Annotated in this window: 14 protein-coding genes; 7 read left to right on the forward strand and 7 right to left on the reverse strand. The window is 69.5% G+C overall.

Annotated elements, in window-relative coordinates; translation table 11 throughout:
* Positions 1 to 100: 100 nt before the first annotated feature.
* Positions 101 to 919: a polysaccharide deacetylase family protein gene (locus KI385_RS22690; RefSeq protein ID WP_238574000.1), complete on the forward strand. Its 819-nt coding sequence runs from the start codon at positions 101 to 103 to the stop codon at positions 917 to 919.
* Between the two features lie 52 nt (positions 920 to 971).
* Here KI385_RS22690 and KI385_RS22695 read toward each other — a convergent pair whose 3' ends face one another.
* Both KI385_RS22695 and KI385_RS22700 read right to left on the reverse strand, forming a co-directional pair.
* Positions 972 to 2,279: an alpha/beta hydrolase gene (locus KI385_RS22695; RefSeq protein ID WP_238574001.1), complete on the reverse strand. Its 1,308-nt coding sequence runs from the start codon at positions 2,277 to 2,279 to the stop codon at positions 972 to 974.
* A 333-nt stretch (positions 2,280 to 2,612) separates the two neighbouring features.
* The gene (locus KI385_RS22700; protein WP_238574002.1) at positions 2,613 to 4,691 is read right to left on the reverse strand and encodes a PhoX family protein; all 2,079 of its coding nucleotides are present in this window, start codon (positions 4,689 to 4,691) and stop codon (positions 2,613 to 2,615) included.
* A gap of 533 nt (positions 4,692 to 5,224) precedes the next feature.
* Here KI385_RS22700 and KI385_RS43955 point away from each other — a divergent pair.
* The 4 genes from KI385_RS43955 to metG all read left to right on the forward strand — a co-directional run bounded on the left by KI385_RS43955 (position 5,225) and on the right by metG (position 11,651).
* A complete protein-coding gene (locus tag KI385_RS43955; protein ID WP_281066890.1) occupies positions 5,225 to 6,886 on the forward strand; it encodes a vWA domain-containing protein in 1,662 nt (553 codons plus the stop codon).
* A 164-nt stretch (positions 6,887 to 7,050) separates the two neighbouring features.
* Complete coding sequence (locus tag KI385_RS22710; protein ID WP_238578103.1) at positions 7,051 to 7,926, forward strand: hypothetical protein; 876 nt, start codon at positions 7,051 to 7,053, stop codon at positions 7,924 to 7,926.
* 274 nt (positions 7,927 to 8,200) lie between these two features.
* The gene (locus KI385_RS22715) at positions 8,201 to 9,673 is read left to right on the forward strand and encodes an MFS transporter (RefSeq protein WP_238574003.1); all 1,473 of its coding nucleotides are present in this window, start codon (positions 8,201 to 8,203) and stop codon (positions 9,671 to 9,673) included.
* A gap of 262 nt (positions 9,674 to 9,935) precedes the next feature.
* Positions 9,936 to 11,651 (forward strand): methionine--tRNA ligase, encoded by a 1,716-nt coding sequence (metG, locus tag KI385_RS22720; protein WP_238574004.1) that lies wholly within the window; start codon positions 9,936 to 9,938, stop codon positions 11,649 to 11,651.
* Positions 11,652 to 11,778: 127 nt separating this feature from the next.
* Here the strand turns inward: metG and KI385_RS22725 are convergent, their stop codons facing one another.
* Together KI385_RS22725 and aspS are read right to left on the reverse strand one after the other, a co-directional pair.
* On the reverse strand, positions 11,779 to 13,509 hold the full coding sequence (locus tag KI385_RS22725) for a hypothetical protein (protein WP_238574005.1): 1,731 nt from the start codon (positions 13,507 to 13,509) through the stop codon (positions 11,779 to 11,781).
* A 185-nt stretch (positions 13,510 to 13,694) separates the two neighbouring features.
* A complete protein-coding gene (gene aspS / locus KI385_RS22730; RefSeq protein ID WP_238574006.1) occupies positions 13,695 to 15,458 on the reverse strand; it encodes an aspartate--tRNA ligase in 1,764 nt (587 codons plus the stop codon).
* Positions 15,459 to 15,733: 275 nt separating this feature from the next.
* Between aspS and KI385_RS22735 the strand changes: the two genes are divergently transcribed.
* Positions 15,734 to 17,938 (forward strand): ATP-binding SpoIIE family protein phosphatase, encoded by a 2,205-nt coding sequence (locus KI385_RS22735; protein WP_238574007.1) that lies wholly within the window; start codon positions 15,734 to 15,736, stop codon positions 17,936 to 17,938.
* On the opposite strand, the gene KI385_RS22740 is transcribed toward KI385_RS22735, so the two are convergent.
* From KI385_RS22740 to KI385_RS22750, 3 genes are all read right to left on the reverse strand, one after another.
* Positions 17,827 to 19,014, reverse strand: a complete 1,188-nt coding sequence (locus KI385_RS22740) for an AI-2E family transporter (protein WP_238574008.1) — start codon at positions 19,012 to 19,014, stop codon at positions 17,827 to 17,829. The genes KI385_RS22735 and KI385_RS22740 overlap by 112 nt on opposite strands.
* A gap of 126 nt (positions 19,015 to 19,140) precedes the next feature.
* Positions 19,141 to 20,094 carry a pirin family protein gene (locus tag KI385_RS22745; RefSeq protein ID WP_238574009.1) on the reverse strand — a complete coding sequence of 318 codons (954 nt, stop codon included), beginning with the start codon at positions 20,092 to 20,094 and terminating at the stop codon, positions 19,141 to 19,143.
* A gap of 172 nt (positions 20,095 to 20,266) precedes the next feature.
* The gene (locus tag KI385_RS22750) at positions 20,267 to 20,743 is read right to left on the reverse strand and encodes an SseB family protein (protein ID WP_046927143.1); all 477 of its coding nucleotides are present in this window, start codon (positions 20,741 to 20,743) and stop codon (positions 20,267 to 20,269) included.
* 168 nt (positions 20,744 to 20,911) lie between these two features.
* On the opposite strand from KI385_RS22750, the gene KI385_RS22755 reads away from it, so the two are divergent.
* Complete coding sequence (locus KI385_RS22755; RefSeq protein ID WP_238574010.1) at positions 20,912 to 22,738, forward strand: acyl-CoA dehydrogenase; 1,827 nt, start codon at positions 20,912 to 20,914, stop codon at positions 22,736 to 22,738.
* Positions 22,739 to 23,024 lie beyond the last annotated feature (286 nt).

A 23,024-nucleotide genomic window follows, 5' to 3' on the forward strand; every position in this document is an offset into this window, starting at 1 on the left:
GGCGCGGCGGGGCACGCCCCCGTACGCGTCGGCTTTGCCATGCCCGAAAGCGCAGCTCAAGGGCTCGTGGTCGACCGCCCACGTCCGAAGAGAGACCCGCATGCCGAAGCAGATTCCCGCGACCCGCAGCACGTCCATAGCCGGGCTGCTGGCGGCCACCTCCCTGGTCCTGGCCCTCAGCGGCTGCGCCAGCTTCGACGTCACGGCACCGGCCGACGCCCGCGCCGACGCCCCGGCGGCCGATGTGCAGACGAAGGACGCCAAGAACGCGAAGGGTTCGCAGGACGGCGGCGCGCAGGTCGACTGCCGCAAGGCCAAGTGCGTCGCGCTCACCTTCGACGCGGGCCCCAGCGAGAACACCAACCGTCTGCTGGACATCCTCAAGAAGGAGAAGGCGCACGCGACCTTCTTCATGCTCGGCAAGAACCACATCGAAAAGCGCCCCGCCGAGGTGCGGCGGATCGACGCCGAGGGGCATGAGCTGGCCAACCACACCTGGTCGCACCAGATCCTGACCGAGATCAAGCCCGAAGAGGCCAAGCGGGAGCTGTCCCGCGTACAGGACGCGGTCCGCAAGATCACCGGCAAGACGCCCACGCTGATGCGCCCGCCGCAGGGCCGGACCGACGGAGAGGTCTCCCAGATCAGCAAGGATCTCGGCCTGGCACAGGTCCTGTGGAGCGTGACCGCCAAGGACTACGAGACCAATGACTCGGCCCTGATCACCAAGCGGGTGCTCGAACAGACCCAGCGGGACGGCATCATCCTGCTGCACGACATCTACAAGGGGACCGTGCCGGCCGTCCCGGGCATCCTCAAGGAGCTGAAGAAGCGCGGCTATACGGTCGTCACGGTCTCCCAGCTGCTCTCCCCGGCGAAGCCGGAGCCGGGGATGGCCTACCGGCCCGAACGGCCGTGAGCCCGGCCCGCGGGGTGCGGGCCGGGCTCACGGCTACGGAAGGATCTTCGGCTCACCCCTGCGGGCGCTCCGCCTCCACCCGCCGGCGTCCCTTGTCATCGCCGGTCGCCGGCGCCTTGGGCGTCCCGGTCACCTTGCCCGGGGCGCCGCCCTTGCCCCCTCCGGCCCCCGGCTTGCGCGGCGGGGCGACGGCCTGGGTGTCCTGCGGGAACGTCAGCTGCTGGCTCTGCCACTCCAGGGCCGGTACGACCTCGCGCCGCCAGGTCGCGAACTGGTGGCTGCCCTGGGGCAGGATGATCGAGTCGACCGTCATCGGCGACTTGGCCGCATGGATGAACTTCATGGTGTCGCCGTAATCCGCCTCGCCCTTGCGGCTGCTGGCCACCAGGGCGGAGATCTGCGGCGCGGGCAGGTTCTTCAGGCGCCACAGCAGATCGTGCTCACGCTCGCGCTGGGCGCCCGCCGGGCCGGCGCCGAAGAGGCTGCCGGTGGTCAGGTCGTCCTTGATCGCGTAGTCGCCGGAGAGCGAGACCGCCGAGGTGTAGGCCTTCGGGTTACGCATCGCCAGCTGCAGCGCGCACGTACCACCGGACGAGTATCCGAACGCGCCCCAGGCACTGGGGTCATGACCCACCCGGTAGGCCGACTTCATGGCGTCCGGCAGGTCCTTGGTGAAGAACGTCTCGGCCTGCGGCCCGCCCGGCACATCCACGCACTCGGTGTCCCGCGGCGGCGCGATCGTCGGCCGGACCATCACGATCACCGTCGGCTGCATCTTGCCCTGTGCGATCAGCCGGCCGGCGTTCTGCGGCACCTGGAGGTGCTGCGCCAGGTTCATGATCCCGCCGGGGTAGCCACTGATGACGACCATGACGGGGAACCGCTGCCGGCGGAACTGCTGCTGGAAGTACTGCGGCGGCAGATACACGAAGCCCGGGTTGATGGCGCGCGTACGGCGGCCGATGATCCGTACGGACTCGACCTTGCCCACCTTGTCGGCGGGGCCCTTCGGCAGCCCGGTCACCCGATCGAGGCCCTGCGGACCGGCCGGCTGGATCAGCCCGCCCTTCATGTTGCCGACCGCGGCGTACTGCCCGCCGCCCTGGCTCACGGACACCGGGGCCTTGTCGTTGTTGCCGAGCAGCTCGTCCCAGTTGCCGTAGAACTCGAAGCTCGTATTCACGGCGAGGGCGAGCGCGCACACGATCGACAGCTGGGTGACCACAATGGCGCCCAGCCTGCCCAGGACGGGCCCCACCCCGCGCCGAGACAGCCGGGGCCAGAGCCACACCGTGGCAACCACACAGGCCACCGCCAGCACGACCACCGTGTATTCGAGCGACTGACTGGTCAGCCCCATGCGCCCACATCTCCCGTCACCCGCGAAAGGGTTCTTGCCTGCTATCCGGCCGCCTAAGGCACAACGGGCGGCTCGGGACAATGGTCACCGGAGAAGACGGGCACACCTGCGCATCGGATACCTGAACGACTCACTTCTTACCCTGCTCTTGCCACATCGTTTCCGCGGCGTGATGTGGGGGCGGGGTGGGCGGCCGCGAAAGGGGACGGCGGAAGGGCCGGCGGAGGGGCCGGCGGGACGGCCTGCGCGGGCGGGGCGGAGCCCGGTGGCAGGGGTCGTGGCCCCGTGGGACGAGCGCTGATCCCGCCCGCCCCACGGACCATCACCCCGGTCTCACACCCCGATGTCCCGCCCGTCCTCCCGCCACACGCTGACCACGGAAGGCCGCACCAACTTCCCCTCGCCATCAGGCCATTGCGACGCGGGCTTCTCCACACTCGCCCCGTCCACCTCACCCGGGTGCTGCACGGCGACCATCACCCGCCGCTCCTGCACGATCGGCCCACATGTCTCGGCCCCCGTGGGCACGGTCAGGAACTGCTTGACCTCGCCCCGCCGTTCACCCGCGGTCGCCACCCCGAACAGCCCGTCATGGCTGCCCAGCCCATTTCCGTCCGTCGATATCCACAGATTCCCGTGCACATCGAAGGTGATGTTGTCCGGGCAGGAAATCGGGCTGACCTGATCCTTGGGGAATCCACCGAAATACGTGGCCGGGTCCTCCGGGTCGCCGCAAACCAGGAACAACCGCCAGTGGAAACGGTCGGCGGCGGGGTCGTCCCAGTGCTCGTTCAGCTCCAGAATCTGCCCGTGCTTGTTTGCGTTCCGCGGATTGGCCTCATCCGCGGGCGCCTTCCCCGGCTTCCCGCGGTCGCTGTTGTTGGTCAGCGCGATATAGACCCGTCCGGTGCGCGGGCTGGGCTCGACATCCTCCGGCCGGTCCATCTTCGTGGCCCCGACCTTGTCCGCGGCCATGCGGGTGAAGACGTACACCTCGTCCGCCGTCATCCCCGGCACATACGAAATGTCACCGCTCGCCAGCGGAATCCACTCACCCGACCCGTCGAACTCCCTGTCCTTGGGCAGCTTCCCCGACCCGTCGATCTCCCCCGCCGCGCTGTCCCCGCTGAACTTGGCGACATACAGCGTCCCCTCGTCCAGCAGCGTCCGGTTGTGCTCCCGCGCGGCCCGCGAACTCCCCCGCTTCATCCGCTTGCCGGACACAAACTTGTAGAAGTAGTCGAACTTCTCGTCGTCGCCCATATAGAGGACGGGCCGGCCATCGGCCGTCAGCCGCGGTTCGGCGGCCTCGTGCTTGAACCGCCCCAGCGCCGTCAGCTTCCGCGGCGTCGCCTCCGGGTCGTACGGATCGATCTCGACGACCCACCCGAACCGGTTCACCTCATTCGGCTCACGCGCCACATCGAACCGCTTGTCGAACCGCTCCCACTTGCGCTGGCTGGCCCCGCCGGTGATCCCGTACCGCTTGAGCCGAGCGGCGGTCGTCGGTTCGGTGACACCGCCCCCATTGGCGAAATACTGGTTGAAATTCTCCTCGCCGGACAGCACCGTCCCCCACGGCGTAATGCCACCCCCGCAGTTGTTGAGCGTCCCCAGAATCCGGGTGCCGTCAGGGTCCGCGGACGTTTTGAGCAGCTCGCTGCCCGCCGCCGGCCCGGTCACCTCGAACGGCGTGGTGCCGGTGATCCGACGGTTGAGCCGATGCCGGGTCACCGCCGTCAGCCGCCCGCTGCGCTGCTCCTCCTGCACGACAAGTACGGACAGCCCGTGCGCCGCCCAGCCGATCTCGGCCTGCTCGCGTGTCGGCGCCTCCGCGTCGTATCCGGCGAACATCAACTGCTCATCCGTGTACTCGTGGTTGATCACCATCAGCTGCCGATGCCGCTCGCCCGGCACGTCCAGCACGGCCATGTAGTCGTTGTTGTAACCGAACTGCCCGGCCTGCGCCTTCGCCGACTGCCGGTCCGGGTCGAAGGCCGGCGCGCCACGCAGAATCGGGTCGCCCCATCGGATGACGACGTTCTGCGCATGCCCCTCGGCGACGACCACCGCGTCGGCCGTATTCGGCGCGACGGCCGCGAACCGCAGTCCGCGGGCGGCCTTGTGGCCCTTGCCTCCGTGGGGCTCACGGCCATGCTCCGACGGCGCGGCGGCGGCCGAAGGCGCCCCCACCCCGCCCATTACGCCCCCGGCCGCCGCCGCGGCCGTCACCACCGCGGCCGCCCGCACCATCGAACGCCGCGACAGCGCACCGGCGATGACATCACCGACGTATTCGTTGTCGCTCACATTGGGCGTCTCGTGAAAACAGGCGTCACCACAGCGGTACCGGCACGTCATGGCCGAACGCCCACCAGGATGCGAGCCGATCAGCGGCAGGAACTTGCGCACGTTTTCCCCCTCCAGAACGGTGTCGAACGTTTTCGTTCGGTTCGCGGTGACGCTAGGAGGGCCGCCCCGCCGCACGACGACGCAAACATGAACACACGGTGAATCCGGGGACACGGCAGTCCCGCCCGGCACCGTACGAGCGGTCAAGCGGTGCTCTGGAAATGGTCAAGCCGGCCCGCAGCGCACCGAGCAAGCCCTGCTTGCGCCTGCCCACACACCCGCGCGTACATCTGCACACAGTTCTGCCCACACATCTGCACACGTCCGCACGCACGTCCGCGCACAGGGCCGAGAAGCTCCGCCGAGCACCGAACAACCTCGTACGCAGGGCAAACGTCCGCACAACCCGTCGGCCGTCCGACGGCCGAAACCACATCCCTCCGCAACACCCCCGGATGGCCCACCACACAAGGCGCGGGGTCCCACGATGAGGCCGGTGCTGGCCGCTACCCTTACGTATCCGTCCTGGTCAGGGACATGTCTGTGCTTCACGGACATACGCCGCACCCACCACACACAAGAGAGGTTCGCCGATGGGCATTCGGAGTCTGCTGCGCAACGCTTTCGGTCGCTCCAAGGCGACCCGTGAAGAAACCGGCGCGGCCCCGAGCGGCGCCGACAAGCCGGAGTCCGCGACCATCCCCGAGGCCCGCGAGGAATCCACCCCGGACTCCACCACCCCGGCCCCCGAGGCCGAGGTCCCCGCCGCCCGCACGGCCCCTACGGAGACCCCGGACACGGCCCCGGCGCCGACGACCGCCACCCTCCCGGCACAGGCCGGCCCGACGGACCGCGCCCCGGAGACCCCCGCGGTACCTGAGGAGCCCGCCGCACAGGACGAGCCTGCTGCCGAGCCCACCGAAACGGCCACAACTGCTGCCTCGGAGACGGCCGAGACGACCGAGACGGCCGCCAAGGACGCACCCGAGGCCAACGCATCCGTCACCACCGACGTCGTCGCCGACCTCGTAAGCCAGGCCTTCGACAACCCCAACCCGGCACCGGCCCAGGCAGCGGCCCCGACGGCAACCCCTGAGCCCGCAACCGAGCCCGCGGAGCCGGAGGTCGAGGCGAAGCCGGTGGCCGAGGCGAAGCCCGTGGCCGAGGCGAAGCCCGCGGAGGCCGAGGCGGAGCCGGAGACGGAGGCCGAGCCGGAGACGGAGGCAGCGCCTCAGGCCGAGCCCGCCGACCAGGCCGAGCCGGTCAACGAGGCCAAGCCCGAGGCCAAGCCGGAGGTTGAGCCGGAGGTTGAGCCGGAGGCCGAGGCGAAGTCCGAGGCGGAGGCGAAGTCGGAAGCCGTCGCCGAGCCGGAGACCGAGCCGGAGACCGAGCCCGAGGCAGAGGCAGTGGCAGAGGCCGCGGCAAAGCCCACCGCCGACGCCGAGCCCGCGGCAAAGACGGAAGAGAAGCTCGAGGCCGAGCCCGAGGCAACACCCGCCCCCGCAGCCACCACCCCCACCCCCACCCCCGCCTCCACGCCCGCCTCCACTTCCCTCCCCACCACCGCCCCCGCCCTCCTCAGCCTCTACAAGTCCGCCGCAGCCACCCTGGACAAGCACGGCCTCGCCACCCAGCGCGCCGCCGTCTACCTGGTCCTCGACCGCTCCGGCTCGATGCGTAACTACTACAAGGACGGCACGGTCCAGAACCTCGCCGAGCAGGCCCTCGGCCTCTCCGCCAACTTCGACGACGACGCCACCGTCCCCGTCATCTTCTTCTCCACCGACATCGACGGCACCGCAGACCTCGACCTCACCAACTACGAGGGCCGCATCGAGGAACTGCACGCCGGCCTCGGCCACATGGGCCGTACCAACTACCACTGGGCCATCAACGCGGTCGTCGAGCACTACAAGAACTCCGACACCGACGCCCCCGCCTTCGTCATCTTCCAGACCGACGGCGCCCCGACCTCCAAGCCGGCCGCCGAGAAGGCCCTGTGCGAAGCGGCCGAACTCCCGATCTTCTGGCAGTTCATCGGCTTCGGCGACCCGGAGGCCAAGGGCTTCGACTTCCTCCGCAAGCTCGACGACCTGGCCGTCCCGGAGAAGCGCGCCGTCGACAATGCCGGCTTCTTCCACGCCGGCCGCGACCCCCGCAGCCTCACCCACGACGAGCTGTACCAGCAGCTGATGGTCGAGTTCCCCGAGTGGCTCGCCGAGGCCCGCAGCGCCGGCGTCCTCAAGGAAAACTGACCCACCACAACACGCTCCACGCACCACCCCCACCGGCCGCGGCCGGGCCCACCACAGGCCCACCGCGGCCGCCCCCATTCGTGCGTGAACAGAGGTGGAAGCACGACATCCAGACCTGACCCGCCTGTCCCTCAGAGGCAAGAACTCTTGAGTGAAGGAATGAAATGAGTACACCGCAGCAACCGCACAATGGTTTTGGCGGCGCACCGGGATACGGCGCGCCGTCCGGTCCGCCGCAATTCGGCCGGCCGGGCGGATATCCGCAGCAGGTTCCGGGAGGCCAGTTGCCCCCAGGACCTGGACCGTACGGGCCGCAAGCTCCCCACCCGGGGCCGCCTCAAGGGCCTTACGGGGCGCCGCAGCAGGCCCCATTCGGGTTCGGCGGGCCGGGTATGCCGCCGCCGGTTCCGCCCAAGGGGAATGCCGGCAAGGTGTGGGGAATCATCGGCTCGATCGTCGGCATAGTGGTCATCGGGAGCGTGATATCGACCGTGGCTTTCAGAGGTGCCGGCGGCGCCGGCGGTGGTTCCACCGGGCCGAAGTACAAGATCACGGTGCCGCAGACGCTCGCCGGGGGCGAGTACAAGCTCGACAAGGACATCACCCAGCAGGCCGATGACGCCGTGCCGCACGACGGGGCGAATGAGCATGGCATCAAGACGGCGGGTGGGCAGTACACCAGTGGCACAAAGTCCTTGGTGATGCTCGGCCTTTATGGAGCCATCGATGATCCGAGCCAGACCGTCGACCATGCCATCCATGGCATGACGAGCGACGGAAAGACCGAAGTCGCCGTCGCGGAGAAGAAGTTCACACCGAGTGGGGGCGGGGATCCGCTTACGTGCGGAGTGGATGTGCGGCAGGAAATGGGCCAGAAGGTCACGCTGGCGTTCTGCATCTGGGCCGATTCCAGTACGAGTGGGAACGTGGCACAGACCGATGCCGCCGATTTGGCGAAGGACCCGCAGTCCGTGGACCTTCAAGCGTTCGCGGATACGACGGACAAGATACGCGGCGAGGTCAAAAAGCCGCTGGGCTGATCTGCCCGTCCGGATGCCGATGCACCACGGGAGGCGAGTCTTCGCCCGGCTGCCTAGGCTGAATGGGTGTTGCGCGCCGATTGAGGCAGTTTGGGCGGCCGGGGTGCCGTGAGGGGGTGTGCCGGGGCCGATCGGGGCGATGGCCGACTGCCGGCGGAGGCGGGTCGCGATGAGTCACGCGAGCCAAGGGGAAGAGCCCGCACCCCCTCCTGCCCGCACCACGCCCAGCTGGGCCGGTGGCGCCGAGCCTGATCCGCGGCGTTGGTGGGGGCTGGTGGTGATCGCGATTGCACAGTTGATGGTGGTGCTGGACGCGACCATCGTGAATATCGCGCTGCCGTCGGCTCAGCGGGAGCTGGGGATGTCGGATGCGAACCGGCAGTGGGTGATCACCGCGTACACGCTCGCGTTCGGTGGGCTGCTGTTGCTGGGCGGGCGGATCGCGGACCTGGTGGGACGGAAGAAGACGTTCATGATCGGGCTGGTCGGGTTCGCGGTCGCATCGGGTTTGGGCGGGGCGGCGACCGGGTCCTGGTTGCTGTTCGGGGCACGGGCGTTGCAGGGGGCGTTCGGGGCGTTGCTGGCGCCGTCGGCGTTGTCGTTGCTGACCACGACGTTCACGATCGGGAAAGAGCGAAGCAAGGCCTTTGGCATCTACGGGGCCATTGCGGGTGGGGGTGCGGCCATCGGCTTGATCGCGGGTGGGCTGCTGACCGAGTACCTGGACTGGCGCTGGTGTCTGTATGTGAATGTGCCGATCGCGGTGATCGCGCTCGTCGGGGCGGCCGTGTTTCTGCAGGACACGCCCGAGCGGGGGCGCGTCCACCTGGACATACGGGGCGTGGCGCTCGGCTGCGGCGGGCTGGTCGCGATTGTCTACGGGTGCAGCGAGGCGAAGCCGCGGGGGTGGGGGGACGGGCTGGTCATCGGGTTGCTGGTGGGGGGTGTGGTGCTGCTGGCCGTCTTTGCGTGGTGGCAGACGCGGGCCCGGCACCCCCTGTTGCCCCTGCACATCGTGCGGGACCGGAATCGTGGGGGCGCTTTCCTGACCATGGCGCTGGCGGTGATCGCCCTCTTCGGGATGTTCCTGTTCCTGACCTATTACTTCCAGACCGTGCTCGGATATTCGCCGGTCAAGGCGGGGCTCGCCTTTCTGCCGATGGTGGCGGCGATCGTCATCGGGTCGACGCAGATATCGGCGCGGCTGCTGCATCTGCTGCCGCCGCGCTTCCTGATGGTTCCGGGGGCGCTGCTCGCCTCCGCGGGGCTCTTCACGCTGACGTTCCTGACCGCCGAGCCCGCGTATATCGCGCATGTGCTGCCGGCCGAGCTTCTCGTGGGTCTCGGTATGGGGCTGACCTTTATGCCGGTGATGGCGACGGCGACGACGGGGGTTGCGCCGTATGACTCCGGAGTCACGTCCGCGACGGTCAACACGGCGCAACAGGTGGGGGGTTCGATCGGTACGGCGCTGTTGAACACGATCGCGACGTCGACGAGTGCGACGTATATCGCGGGGCAGGTGGCGGATGTGGCGCGCAGGAGCGGGGCGCGGGGGCTCACGCCGGCCGTCCGGGACGGGATTGTGAAGGACGGGGTGGTGCACGGGTTCACCGTGGCCATCGGGATCGGTTCGGCGATCATGCTGCTGGCCGCCCTCGTCGCCGGCCTGCTGGTCAATGGGCGGGCCCCGAAGCATGGCCCTGTCCCGGCGACGGACAGCGCGAAGTCGGCGGATGCGGTGTGACGGCCCGGTGGTGGGGCCCATAGTGGGCGTGTGGCGTCGGTGACGGCAGGGCGGGCTTACTGCGGGGCGCCTTGTCCTGCCCGGGATCCGGCGTCCGGCGCACACGTCAGCGGCAGCCGTCCGGAGCATCCGCCGACTCCCGTTGCGCGCCGCCCCCGCCCGCCCGAAAAGCCCGCGACGGTGCCCCCACCCCGTCCAGTACGATATTGACGTTCCGTAAAGCAAATCCTCACTCACCGTAGCGACTTGGGAGCAGCCGGCAATGGCTCGACACCTCATCACCAGCGCCCTTCCGTATATCAACGGGATCAAGCACCTGGGCAACATGGTGGGGTCCATGCTCCCGGCGGACGTGTATGCGCGGTATCTGCGGCAGCGTGGACACGACGTCCTCTACATCTGCGCGACGGATGAGCACGGGACCCCCGCCGAGCTGGCGGCGAAGGAGGCGGGCCAGTCGGTCGACGCGTTCTGTGCCGAGCAGCACGACAAGCAGAAGGCGATCTACGAAGGCTTCGGGCTGGAGTTCGACTACTTCGGGCGGAGCTCGTCGCCGGAGAACCGGGAGCTGACGCAGCACTTCGCGCGCAAGCTGCACGAGAACGGGTTCATCGAGGAGCGGGCGATCCGCCAGGTCTTCTCGGTCGCCGACGACCGCTTCCTGCCGGACCGCTACATCGTCGGTACGTGCCCGCACTGCGGCTACGACAAGGCGCGCGGCGACCAGTGCGAGAACTGCACCCGGGTGCTGGACCCGACCGATCTGATCGACGCGCGCTCGGCGATCAGCGGCAGCGGTGATCTTGAGGTGCGGGAGACCAAGCATCTGTTCCTGCTCCAGTCGAAGCTGCAGCACGAGGTCGAGGGCTGGCTGGAGGGGAACGGCAGCAAGGAGTGGCCGACCCTCGCCTCCTCTATCGCGCACAAGTGGCTGACCGAGGGGCTCCAGGACCGGGCGATCACCCGTGACCTGGACTGGGGCGTTCCGGTGCCGGCCGATGTGTGGCCGGAGCTGGCGGCCGAGGGCAAGGTCTTCTACGTATGGTTCGACGCGCCGATCGAGTACATCGGCTCGACGAAGGAGTGGGCGGACGTCGACCCGGAGAACCGCGACTGGAAGTCGTGGTGGCACGAGGCCGATGACGTCCGGTACACGGAGTTCATGGCCAAGGACAATGTGCCGTTCCACTCCGTGATGTTCCCGGCGACGCAGCTGGGCACCCGCGAGCCGTGGAAGAAGGTCGACTTCCTCAAGGCCTTCAACTGGCTGAACTACTACGGCGGGAAGTTCTCGACCTCACAGCGGCGAGGCGTCTTCACGGACGCGGCGCTGGAGCTGCTGCCGGCCGACTACTGGCGCTACTTCCTGATGGCCCATGCCCCGGAGTCGGACGACACCTCCTTCACCTGGGAGCTCTTCGCGGGCTCGGTCAACAAGGACCTGGCGGACACCCTCGGCAACTTCGTCAACCGGGTGCTGTCGTTCTCCCGGAAGCGGTTCGGTGACGAGGTGCCGGCGGGCGCGGAGGCCGGAGCCGCGGAGCAGAAGCTGGGCGAGGAGATCGCCGGGCTGCTGGCCGAGTACGAGGGCCACGTGGAGGCGCTGCAGTTCCGTAAGGCGGCGGCGTCGCTGCGCGCCCTGTGGAGCGCGGGCAACTCCTACCTGGAGGAGAAGGCCCCGTGGCTGGAGATCAAGACCGACAAGGACGCGGCGGCCCTGACGCTGCGTACCGCGATGAATCTGATTCATCTGTACGCGGTGGTCTCCGAGCCGTTCATTCCGGCGTCGGCGAAGGCGATGCGCGGTGCGTTCGCCCTGGAGAACGACACGGCCGTGTGGGTCTCCCAGGAGGAGGCCAAGGCGCTGGCCTCGGTGCCGGCCGGGACGCCCTTCACGGTGCCGCCGGTGCTGTTCGCGAAGATCACTGAGGACGATCTCGAGTCGTACCGCGAGCGTTTCGGCGGCGCGGAGCAGTAAGCGTCAGCGGGGCCGCAAGACCTGTGAGACCCGCCTTCCGTCCGGCCCGAGAGTCGGAGGGAAGGCGGGTCTCCGTCGTATGGGCCGGGGTGTGGACACCCGGGCCGGGCCCGCGATACCGCCCACCTCAGCGCCGGGCCGCCGCGGACACATACGCGTGGAGCGGGCCGAGGCCCGCCACCGACGGCAGCGGGACCGCCCGCCAGCCGCGGGCGTAGTCCGGCGCCTTCTCGCCGTGGGGCAGGATGACGGCGGCCGGGCGGGTCGTGCCCAGCCGGGCCAGCGCCGCCGGGGTGATGCTGGCGTCGTGACCGTGGGGCTGACGGGAGGCGCAGCCGGTCCGGTACGCCACCCGGACCGCCTCCGCGCCGGTCACCACGCACGCCGGTCGAACGCCGGCGTCCCGCAGCGAACCGGCGAGCCGGTCGATGTCGGCCTGGACCCGTGCGGTGCCCCGGACCATCTTGTGCAGGATCGCCAGCTGGATCGCCTCATGGCCCAGCAGCGCGAGGACCAGGGCGGCCACCGCCCAGGCGGGCCGGCCGCGCAGCAGAAGGGCCAGCCGGTACAGGAACCAGCCGGCCGGCATCAGCAGCAGGGCGTAGGCGGGCAGCAGGAAGCGCGGCGCGGCGTAGTCGACCATCAGCAGATAGGGCGCGGCCAGGCAGACGCCGAGGAGCGCGGGGAGGAGGACGGGGGCCGGACCGTACCGAAGGGGCTCGCCGCCGGGGTTGTGGCCGCTGAGCCAGACGGGATCCGGTGTGTACCACTGCCGCGCGTCGTCGGGCTCGCGATCGTCGGTCTCCACGGAGGCGTTCCGGTACGGGGGCAGGAAGCCGTTGGGGTCGCGGGCGCCCGCCCGCACGGGATCCAGCCCGTACGGGTGCCGCCCGCCGCCGAGTTCGCGTACGCGCAGCGCCGCCCACACCGCCCCGGCGACCGCCAGGGGCAGCGCGAACCACCACACCGCCGTCACCGGATGCTCCCAGGCCATGTCACAGGGGCGGCACAGCGTCTTGCCCTGGAGCGCCCGTACGTGGTCGTAGAAGGACGGGTGCCAGCCCAGGCCGCCCTGGATCTCGCCGGCCTGCCGCAGCCGGGCCGGCAGGCCGCCGTAGGACGCGTATGCCTCCGCGACCCACTCGGCACACCCCAGCGCCAGGCCGGCCGGCACCGCCAGCAGGACGGCGGGGCGCCGCCACGACCGGACGAAGAGCGCCGCGGTGAAGAGCGGAACGGCCAGCCATACGGCGTCGATGGGGCGCATCAGCGCGGCGAGGGCCAGCGTTATGGCGAGACCGACTGCCGCGCCCCGGCCGGTGCGGGGGCGTTCGCCGGACAGGTGGCGGGCCCGCGGCCGTACCGCCAGCAGGAAGCAGCCGGTGGCGGCGAGTACGGCGTAGGCGACCCACAGGTTGGGCATCGCCTGCGGGCCGTAGAAGAGCGTGATCCACAGACCGGCGAACAGCGCGCCGCCGAGCGCCGTCGCCGGGGCGGGCAGCAGGTGCCGCCAGATCCACAGGGTGAGGAGGAGCCCGACGCCGGAGAGCACCGCCAGGTAGCAGTGCAGGACGGTGGCCGAGGTCGTCAGGGCGGCGACGGGGGCGAGGAGGAGGGTGATGCCGCGGGCGCGTGGGGCGCTGAAGAACGCGGCCTGCGCCTCGGGATCGACCTGGCTGACGTACACCGTCTCGTCCCAGCCCAGACCGGAGACGGCGAGCGCGGAGTAGAGCTGGCAGGCGGTGAACGCGAGGGCCACGACGACGAGCCACCGCAGGTCGTGGGCCGGACCGGAGTACGCCGCACGGGTCCGCGGCCGCCGCCCGGACGTGGCGGGGAGGAGGATGGCTTGCTGCATGGGCACCACATTGCGGGCGGTGCCCGGGAGCGGCCACACGTGTGGGGCGGTTGGAGCAGCGGCATCCCCCTGCGCGGCGGCAGGACCCCCGAGCAGGCACGCGAGGCATCGAACGGGAAGGGGCGGCGTTTCACGTGAAACGCCGCCCCTGCGAGCCTTTTTGAGGCCCCGTACTGTCGCTGGTGCTACTTCACCTGCGGCTTGCGGATCGAGAGGTGCAGCTCCTTGAGCCGGGCCTCCTCGACCTCGGTCGGCGCGCCCATCAGCAGGTCCTGGGCGTTGCCGTTGAGCGGGAAGGCGATGGTCTCGCGGATGTTGGGCTCGTCGGCCAGCAGCATGACGATGCGGTCGACGCCGGGGGCGATGCCACCGTGCGGCGGGGCGCCGAACTTGAAGGCGCGCAGCATGCCGCCGAACTCCGCCTCGACGGTCTCCTTGTCGTAGCCGGCGATCCCGAAGGCCTTGTACATGACCTCGGGCTCGTGGTTACGGATCGCGCCGGAGGACAGCTCGGTGCCGTTGCAGACGATGTCGTACTGCCAGGCCAGGATGTCCAGCGGGTCCTGGGTCTCCAGCGCCTCCAGGCCGCCCTGCGGCATGGAGAAGGGGTTGTGCGAGAACTCGATCTTGCCGGTTTCCTCGTCCTTCTCGAACATCGGGAAGTCGACGATCCAGCAGAAACGCCATTCGTCCTCGACGAAGTGGCCGGCGCGCTTGGCGGCCTCGACACGGACCGCGCCCATGATCTTGGAGACCTCGTGGAACTCGCCGGCGCCGAAGAAGACAGCGTGGCCGGGCTTGAGGTCCAGGGCGACGACCAGCGACTTGATGTCGTCCTCGGTGAGGAACTTGGCGATCGGGCCGGTCAGTGCGTTGTCCTCACCGACGCGGACCCAGGCCAGGCCCTTCGCGCCCTGCTGGACGGCGAAGTCGCCCAGCTGGTCGAAGAACTTGCGCGACTGGTCGGCGGTGTCCGGCACGGCCAGAGCGCGGACGTGCTTGTCGGCGAAGGCCTTGAAGCCGGAGCCGGCGAAGACGTCGGAGACATCCACCAGCTCCAGCTCGGCGCGCAGATCCGGCTTGTCGGAGCCGTACTTGAGCATCGCCTCGCGGAACGGGATGCGCGGGAAGGGGGAGGTGACCGTGCGGCCCTTGCCGAACTCGGTGAAGAGCTCGGTCATCAGCGTCTCGACGGGCTGGAAGACATCCTCCTGCTCGACGAAGCTCATCTCGATGTCGAGCTGGTAGAACTCGCCCGGCGAGCGGTCCGCGCGGGCGTCCTCGTCGCGGAAGCACGGCGCGATCTGGAAGTAGCGGTCGAAGCCGGCGATCATCAGCAGCTGCTTGAACTGCTGCGGGGCCTGCGGCAGCGCGTAGAACTTGCCAGGCTGCAGACGGGAGGGGACCAGGAAGTCGCGGGCGCCCTCGGGGGAGGTCGCGGACAGGATCGGGGTCGCCATCTCGTTGAAGCCGAGGGCCACCATCTTGTGACGGATGGCGGAGATCACGGAGGTGCGCAGCATGATGTTGCGGTGCATCCGCTCGCGGCGCAGGTCGAGGAAGCGGTACTCCAGGCGCTTCTCCTCATTGACGCCGTCGTCCGCGTTGATCGTGAAGGGGATCTGCTCGGCGGTGCCGAGCACCTCGACCTCGGAGACCTCGATCTCGATCTCGCCGGTCGGCAGGTCGGGGTTGACGTTGTCGGCGCCGCGCGCGCTGACCTTGCCGTCGATACGGACGACGGTCTCCTTGGTCAGCGAGCTGAGGGCCTCGTTGGCCGGGGTGCCGGGGCGGGCGACGAGCTGCACGAGACCGTAGTGGTCGCGCAGATCGATGAAGAGGATGCCGCCCAGGTCACGTCGATTGTGCAGCCAGCCGCTGAGGCGGACGTCCGTGTCGACGTCCGCGGCTCGGAGCTCGCCGCAGTTATGGGACCGGTACCGGTGCATCGCTCATCCAAGTCGTCGCGAGTGTCGAGGTGAGGAGGGAACGGAGGAGAGGGAACGGAACACGGGCTCGCACGCCCGGTCGCTCTCCCCGTGGATCACCCGAAAGGCCACCCCAGGATTGACATAACCGCTCCAGGTTACCGTCCCGACCACCAGCCCTTGGTTGACATATACGCATCAGCGTTTTCGGGGCCCGAAGTGAGGGCCCCCGGCTGGGACGAGGGTCACGTCCGGTTCACTGGTCGCGCCCCGCCAAACGCCCATAAAGTGATGCAATGCGCACCAAGGATCTCCTGGCTGCCATCGCGACGGGCCTGTGGCGCTGGGACAACGCCTCGGGACGGGTGACCCTCGATGCCGAGGCGGCCCGGCTGCTCGGGCTGCCCGCCGAGCCGGTGGAGCTGACCGAGGCCGCGGTGCGCTCCCGTTTTCATCCCGTCGACTTCGCCGAGATCAACGGGGTCGTGCAGCTCGCGGTCAGCGAGGAGACGCTCGCCGAGGCCCGGCTGCGCATCGTGGACGAGCGCGGGCGGGTGCTGCGCATCGTCCGCTCCCGTTCCCGCCCCCGGATCGTCGACGGCGACTTCGAGCTGGTCGGCACCCTCCAGGAGGTCCCCGAGCCGCAGCCCGGCACCTCCGCCGCGCACACCCCGATAACCGGCGACTGGCGCCGTTCCCGCGAGGCGTTCCTGCTGGACGCGGGCCGGGCGCTGGCCGAGGCGCGGTCCACCGCCGAGGTGCTGCAGGTCGCGGCCGGGCTGTCCATGCCCGGGTTCATGCCGGACGGCCTGGCGGTCTTCGGTATCGAGGGCGACCGGCTGTCGGTCATCGGCCATCACGGCCACCGTCCGGGCGATGAGCAGCCCTTCATGGACATGGCGCTGGAGACCGACTATCCGGCCGCCGAGGTCGTCCGCACCGGCCGGGCCATCTATCTGCCCACGCCCGAGGCCTACAGCCGCCGCTACCCCGCCACCTGGCCGCTGGCCGCCCGCTTCCGCCGTACGTCATGGGCGTTCCTACCGCTGGTCAACGCGGGCCGGACGATCGGCGCCTGGATGGCGGGGTTCGCCCAGCCGGTCGCCTTCACGCCCGACGAGCGCTCGGTGCTCACCACCGTCGCCCGGATGCTGGCCCAGGCGCTGGCCAGGGCCGGTATGCAGGAGGAGCAGCAGGAGCTGGCCCTCGGGCTGCAGCGCAGCATGATGCCGACGGTGCAGCCGGACATCCCGGGGATGACGGTCGCGGCCCGCTATGTGCCGACCGGCGGCGGGCTGGAGGTGGGCGGCGACTGGTACGACATGATTCCGCTGCCGTCCGGCCGGATCGCGCTGGTCATCGGGGATGTCCAGGGGCATGACGTACGGGCCGCGGGGCTGATGGGGCAGCTGCGGATCGCGCTGCGTGCCTACGCCTCCGAGGGCCATCACCCCGATGCGGTGCTCTCGCGTGCCTCCCGGTTTCTGGCCGGGATCAACGAGACCGAGTTCCGCGGCCACGGCGAGGATCAGCGCTTTGCGACCTGTCTGTACATCGAGGTGGATCCGGCGACCGGGCTGCTGGACATCGCACGGGCCGGCCACCCCGACCCGGCGATCCGGATGAGCGACGGCACGATGCTGGTCCGGCCCACCGCGGGCGGGCTGCCGCTGGGCATCGTCCCGGACACTGACTACCCCACCACCCGGCTCGTCCTGGAGCCCGGCGAAACCATGATGGTGTGCACCGACGGGCTGATCGAGACCGGCGGCCACGACCTGGAGACCGGCTGGGCGCGGCTGCGCGACATCGTCGAGGCGCATGAGGACGGCGAGGAGGACGGGAGTCTGGAGCGGCTCGCCGATGCGCTGGTGCAGGCCGTGCACGGCCCGTCCTCGCACCACACCACGGGGCCGCTGGTGGACCGCCGCGAGGACGACATCGCCGTACTGCTGCTGTCCCGCGAGGGCGGCAGCTGCGGGGTCGGCGCCGGCGGTCTGCCGGGGCCGCAGCCCGTACGGCGCACCGTGCTCTCGGTCGCGCAGGCCGAGCCGGAGCGGATAGCCGAGGCGCGCCGGCAGATCCGCGATGTGCTGCACGACTGGGCCGACCCGGACCAGGTCGACTCGGCGGTGCTGATGGTCTCCGAGATGGTCACCAACGTCCTGATGCACACCGACGGTGATGCGCTGTTGGTCGCCGAGATCTCCGGTGAGCGGGGCGCCCGGCGCATCCGCGTCGATGTCGCCGACAGCAGCGACGAGCTGCCGCACCGCCGCAGCCCCGGCGAACTGGCGTCGTCGGGGCGCGGGCTGGTGCTGCTGGAACTGCTGGCCGGGGCGTGGGGCGTCGATCCGCGCGGGGACGGCAAGTCGACGTGGTTCGAGCTTTACGAGGGTGCGGGGGAGGCCGTGGGTCCGGCGGGTCCGGTGTCGTCGGAGCCTGAGCCGGGCCCGGAGTCCGAGCCGGACCCGGAGTCGGAGTCCGAGTCCGCCGCGTAGTGCTTGCGCAGTTCGTGGAGCACGCCGGAGACGGCCGCGGTCAGCGGTACGGACAGCAGCATGCCGAGGATTCCGGCGACGCTGGCGCCCGCCGTGATCGCCAGCATCACGGTCGCCGGATGCAGCTGGACGGTACGGCTCTGGATCATCGGCTGGAGCACATGGCCCTCCAACACCTGCACGGCCAGGACGACGCCGAGCGCCCAGAGCGCGATCACAAAGCCGCGGTCGGCGAACGCCACCAGGATCGCCACGGCGCCCGAGATGAAGGCGCCGAGATAGGGGATGTAGGCGCCGACGAAGACCAGCGCGCCCAGGCCGAAGGCACCCGGCACCTGAAGGATCAGCAGTCCGACGGTGATGCAGATGGCGTCGATCAGCGCGATGAAGGTGGTGCCGCGCATAAAGCCCTCGATGGCCTGGAAACCACGGCGGGCCATTCCCTCCAGCTGAGGCGCCGAGTTGCCGGGTGCCCACTCGTGCAGTGCGCGCACGGCCTTGCCCGAGTCGCGCAGGAAGAAGAAGGTCAGCAGCAGGGCGAGGATCGCGGCGGCGATGAACTGGCCGACGAGGCTGAAGCCGGCCAGCAGCCCGGAGGCCGCGGTGCTGCCGAACTTCCCGACCAGGTCCTTGGCGTTGGAGGCGAGGTCGTCGAGTGAGGTGCCGGCCGCGCCGAAGTGCTTGGAGAGGTCCTTGGCGGCGTCCTTGAGCGAGGCGATGATCTGGTCACCGGTGTCGACCAGCGCACTGACGACGATGTATCCGGCGCCGCCGACCACCACCACGAGGACGGCGCAGGTCAGTCCGGCCGCCAGCGAAGCGTTGAGCTTCATCGCCACCAGCCGCCGGTAGAGCGGCCCGAGCAGCCCACTGCCGAGCAGCGCGAGCAGTACGGGCGTGACCGCGGCGCTCAGCACGACGCACAGCCACACCCCGAGGGCCACCACGGCTGCGATCAGCAGCCCCACCAGACACCAGGCCGCGACGCGGCGGGCCTCGATCGGGAGCAACGGCTGTCGGGGCAGCGGCCGTTCACGCTCGGCGCCGTGCCGGTCTTGATCCGAATCGTTTCGCACCCGGACAGTCCACCATGGCCGGCAGCCCGGGTGCGGGCCCTGGAACGGGCCGGGGGCGGTGTTTCACGTGAAACACCGCCCCCACCCCTCCGCCGCTCCCGATGGGAGCCGGCTGCCGACGCGGCGTCAGTGCTCCTCGGCGGGGATCGTCCCGAGCCGGCCGGCCTGGAAGTCCTCGAAGGCCTGGGCCAGTTCGGCGTGGGTGTTCATGACGAACGGGCCGTAATGCATCATCGGCTCGCGGATCGGCTGCCCGCCCAGCAGCACGACCTCGAAGTTCGGGCTGCGCGACTCCTGGGTCTCGTCCGCCCGGATCGTGATCGAGTCTCCGGCGCCGAAGACGACCGACTGCCCCATCCGGAACGGGCGTCCCTCCTCGCCGGCCGAGCCACGCCCGGCCAGGGCGTAGGCAAGGGCGTTGAAGTCCTTGCGCCAGGGCAGGGTCAGCTCGGCGCCCGGGTTCACCGACACATGCAGCATCGTGATCGGCGTGTGGGTGACGCCCGGTCCGTGGTGGCCGTCCACGTCACCGGCGATCAGCCGCAGCAGCGCGCCGCCGTCGCCGGAGGTCAGCAGCTTGACCTGGCCGCCGCCGATGTCCTGGTAGCGAGGGGCCATCATCTTGTCGCTCTTCGGCAGGTTCACCCACAGTTGGAGGCCGTGGAAGAGACCACCGGACATGACGAGCGACTCCGGCGGCGCCTCGATGTGCAGCAGCCCCGAACCGGCCGTCATCCACTGGGTGTCGCCGTCGTTGATGACGCCACCGCCACCGTGCGAGTCGCGGTGCACGAACGTGCCGTCGATCAGATACGTCACGGTCTCGAAGCCGCGGTGCGGGTGCCAGGGCGTGCCCTTGGGCTCTCCGGGCGCGTACTCCACCTCGCCCATCTGGTCCATCATGATGAACGGGTCGAGGTGCTTGTAGTCGATGCCGGCGAATGCCCGGCGCACCGGGAAGCCCTCGCCCTCGAATCCGCTCGGAGCGGTGGCAACGGTCAGCACGGGACGGGTGTGCGCCGCGACGGGTGCCGCCACGCGCGGCAGGGTCAACGGGTTCTCTACGGTCACTGCGGGCATGACGGCCTCCTCGGTCGTTCGTTCAACTTAGTTGAATACTGAACAATCTGCAAGGCGTGCGGCATTCCCGTCCGCGTTTTCGCAGGTCAAGTGGGGTTATTCGGCCCTCGGTCCGGCAACCGCGGCCGACAGTCCGGGCGGCGCGGGCAGCTCGCCACCCGCGCGGAGCGCCCTAGCCGTACATCCGCCGCATCGCGAAGTCGACCATCTGCTCCACGGCCTTCGCGTCGAAGACCATCCGGTGGTCGCCCTCCATGTCGAGAACGAAGCCATAGCCGGTCGGTAGCAGGTCCAGCACCTCGGCGCCGGTGATCACGAAGTACTTGGACTCCTTGCCCGCGTACCGCCGCAGCTCCTTGAGCGAGGTGAACATCGGGATCACCGGCTGCTGGGTGTTGTGCAGCGCCAGGAAGCCGGGGTTGTCACCGCGCGGGCAGTAGATCTTGGACGTGGAGAAGATGCCCTGGAAGTCCTCGGCCGACATCGAGCCGGTGGTGAAGGCCCGCACCGCGTCGGCGAGCGAGGGCGGGGACGGCTCGGGATACAGCGGCTGCTCGCCATAGCCCCCGGGGGCCGGTTGCTGCGGCGGGGGCGGTGGCGCGCCGTACTGCTGCTGCCCGGCGCCCGCGTTCTGGTCGTAGCCGTACATGCGCCACAGCGTACTGAGTCGGCGATTCGCCGGGGGACGCTCGTCACAGATGGGCGGAAGGGGTTGATTCTTATTACCCGTGGGTAGCATCATTTAGCTACTAGCCGGTATTGCGTTTGAGGTCCCTCCCTGAGGCGCCTCCTCCCGAACACTTACGGAGCCGTACCCATGGGCCACTACAAGTCGAACCTCCGCGACATCGAGTTCAACCTCTTCGAGGTACTGGGCCGAGACAGCGTGTACGGCACCGGACCGTTCGCGGAGATGGATGTCGACACCGCCAAGAGCGTGCTGTCCGAGATCACCCGGCTGTCCGAGAACGAGCTGGCGGAGTCGTTCGCCGACACCGACCGCAACCCCCCGGTCTTCGACCCGGACACCAACACCGCGCCGGTTCCGGACACGTTCAAGAAGAGCTACCAGGCCTTCATGGACGCCGAGTGGTGGCGTCTGGGCATCCCGGAGGAGCTCGGCGGCACCACCGCGCCGCGCTCCCTCCTCTGGGGCTTCGCCGAGACGATCCTGGGCGCCAACCCGGCCGTGTGGATGTACGCGTCCGGCCCCGCCTTCGCCGGCGTCCTCCACGAGGAGGGCACCGAGGAGCAGCACCGCATAGCCCAGCTGATGGTGGACAAGCAGTGGGGCTCCACGATGGTGCTGACCGAGCCGGACGCCGGTTCGGACGTCGGCGCCGGCCGCACCAAGGCCACCCAGCAGGAGGACGGCTCCTGGCACATCGAGGGCGTCAAGCGCTTCATCACCTCCGGTGAGCACGACATGTCCGAGAACATCGTGCACTTCGTTCTCGCCCGCCCCGAGGGTGCCGGTCCGGGCACCAAGGGCCTGTCGCTGTTCATCGTGCCGAAGTACGACTTCGACTGGGAGACCGGCGAGCTGGGCGAGCGCAACGGCGCCTACGCCACGAACGTCGAGCACAAGATGGGCCTGAAGGCCTCCAACACCTGCGAGATGACGTTCGGCGCCAACCACCCGGCCAAGGGCTGGCTGCTGGGCGAGAAGCACGACGGCATCCGCCAGATGTTCAAGATCATCGAGTTCGCCCGGATGATGGTCGGCACGAAGGCCATCGCCACCCTCTCCACCGGCTACCTCAACGCGCTGGAGTACGCCAAGGAGCGCGTGCAGGGCCCGGACCTGGCGGCCTTCACCGACAAGAGCGCCCCGCGCGTCACCATCACCCACCACCCCGACGTGCGCCGCTCGCTGATGACGCAGAAGGCGTACGCCGAGGGCATGCGCACCCTGGTGCTCTACACGGCAACGGTCCAGGACGAGATCCTCATCAAGGAGGCCGCGGGCGAGGACGCGAGCGCCGCGATCCGCCTCAACGACCTGCTGCTGCCGATCGTCAAGGGCTACGGCTCGGAGAAGTCCTACGAGCAGCTGGCGCAGTCGCTGCAGACCTTCGGCGGCTCCGGCTACCTGCAGGAGTACCCGATCGAGCAGTACATCCGGGACTCCAAGATCGACACCCTCTACGAGGGCACCACCGCGATCCAGGGCCAGGACTTCTTCTTCCGGAAGATCGTCCGCGACCAGGGCCAGGCGCTCACCGCCCTCTCCGACGAGATCAAGAAGTTCCTCGCCGACAACACCGGCGGCGAGGAGCTGGAGCAGGCCCGCGGCGAGCTGGCCAAGGCCGCCGCCGACCTGGAGGCGATCGTCGGCACCATGCTGACGGACCTCGCCGCCACCGAGAAGGACGTCAAGTCCATCTACAAGGTCGGTCTGAACACCACCCGCGTGCTGATGGCCTCCGGCGATGTCGTCATCGGCTACCTCCTGCTCAAGGGTGCGGCCGTGGCCGCCGAGAAGCTGGCCGACGCCTCGGCGAAGGACAAGCCGTTCTACACCGGCAAGATCGCCGCGGCGAAGTTCTTCGCGCACAACGTCCTGCCGGGCGTCGGCGTCCAGCGTGGGCTGGCCGAGTCCATCGACCAGTCGCTGATGGAGCTCGACGAGGCCGCGTTCTAAGAGCGTTCTCCGCGGCCCGGTCGCGGCGTTCTTAGAGGTCTCTCAGATTGGCCGTACAGACTGACGTTGCCCGCCTCCCTTCCCCCGGGGAGGCGGGCTTCGTCATGTCTTCTTCCGGGGAGCCGGCGCTCCGTCACTCCGGCGCCGGAGGAGCGCCGTACGCCCTTGCCGTGCGCACGGCGCGTGGCCCGTGCGGCGGGTGTGGCGGCCCGGAAATCCGGAATCCTTCACTCCAGTGGGGTTTTCGGTCGGGAACGCAGAAATCCTGGCCGGAAGGGAGCGGAGT

Source organism: Streptomyces inhibens (genome assembly GCF_022221585.1).
In the GTDB taxonomy this organism is placed as follows: domain Bacteria; phylum Actinomycetota; class Actinomycetes; order Streptomycetales; family Streptomycetaceae; genus Streptomyces; species Streptomyces inhibens.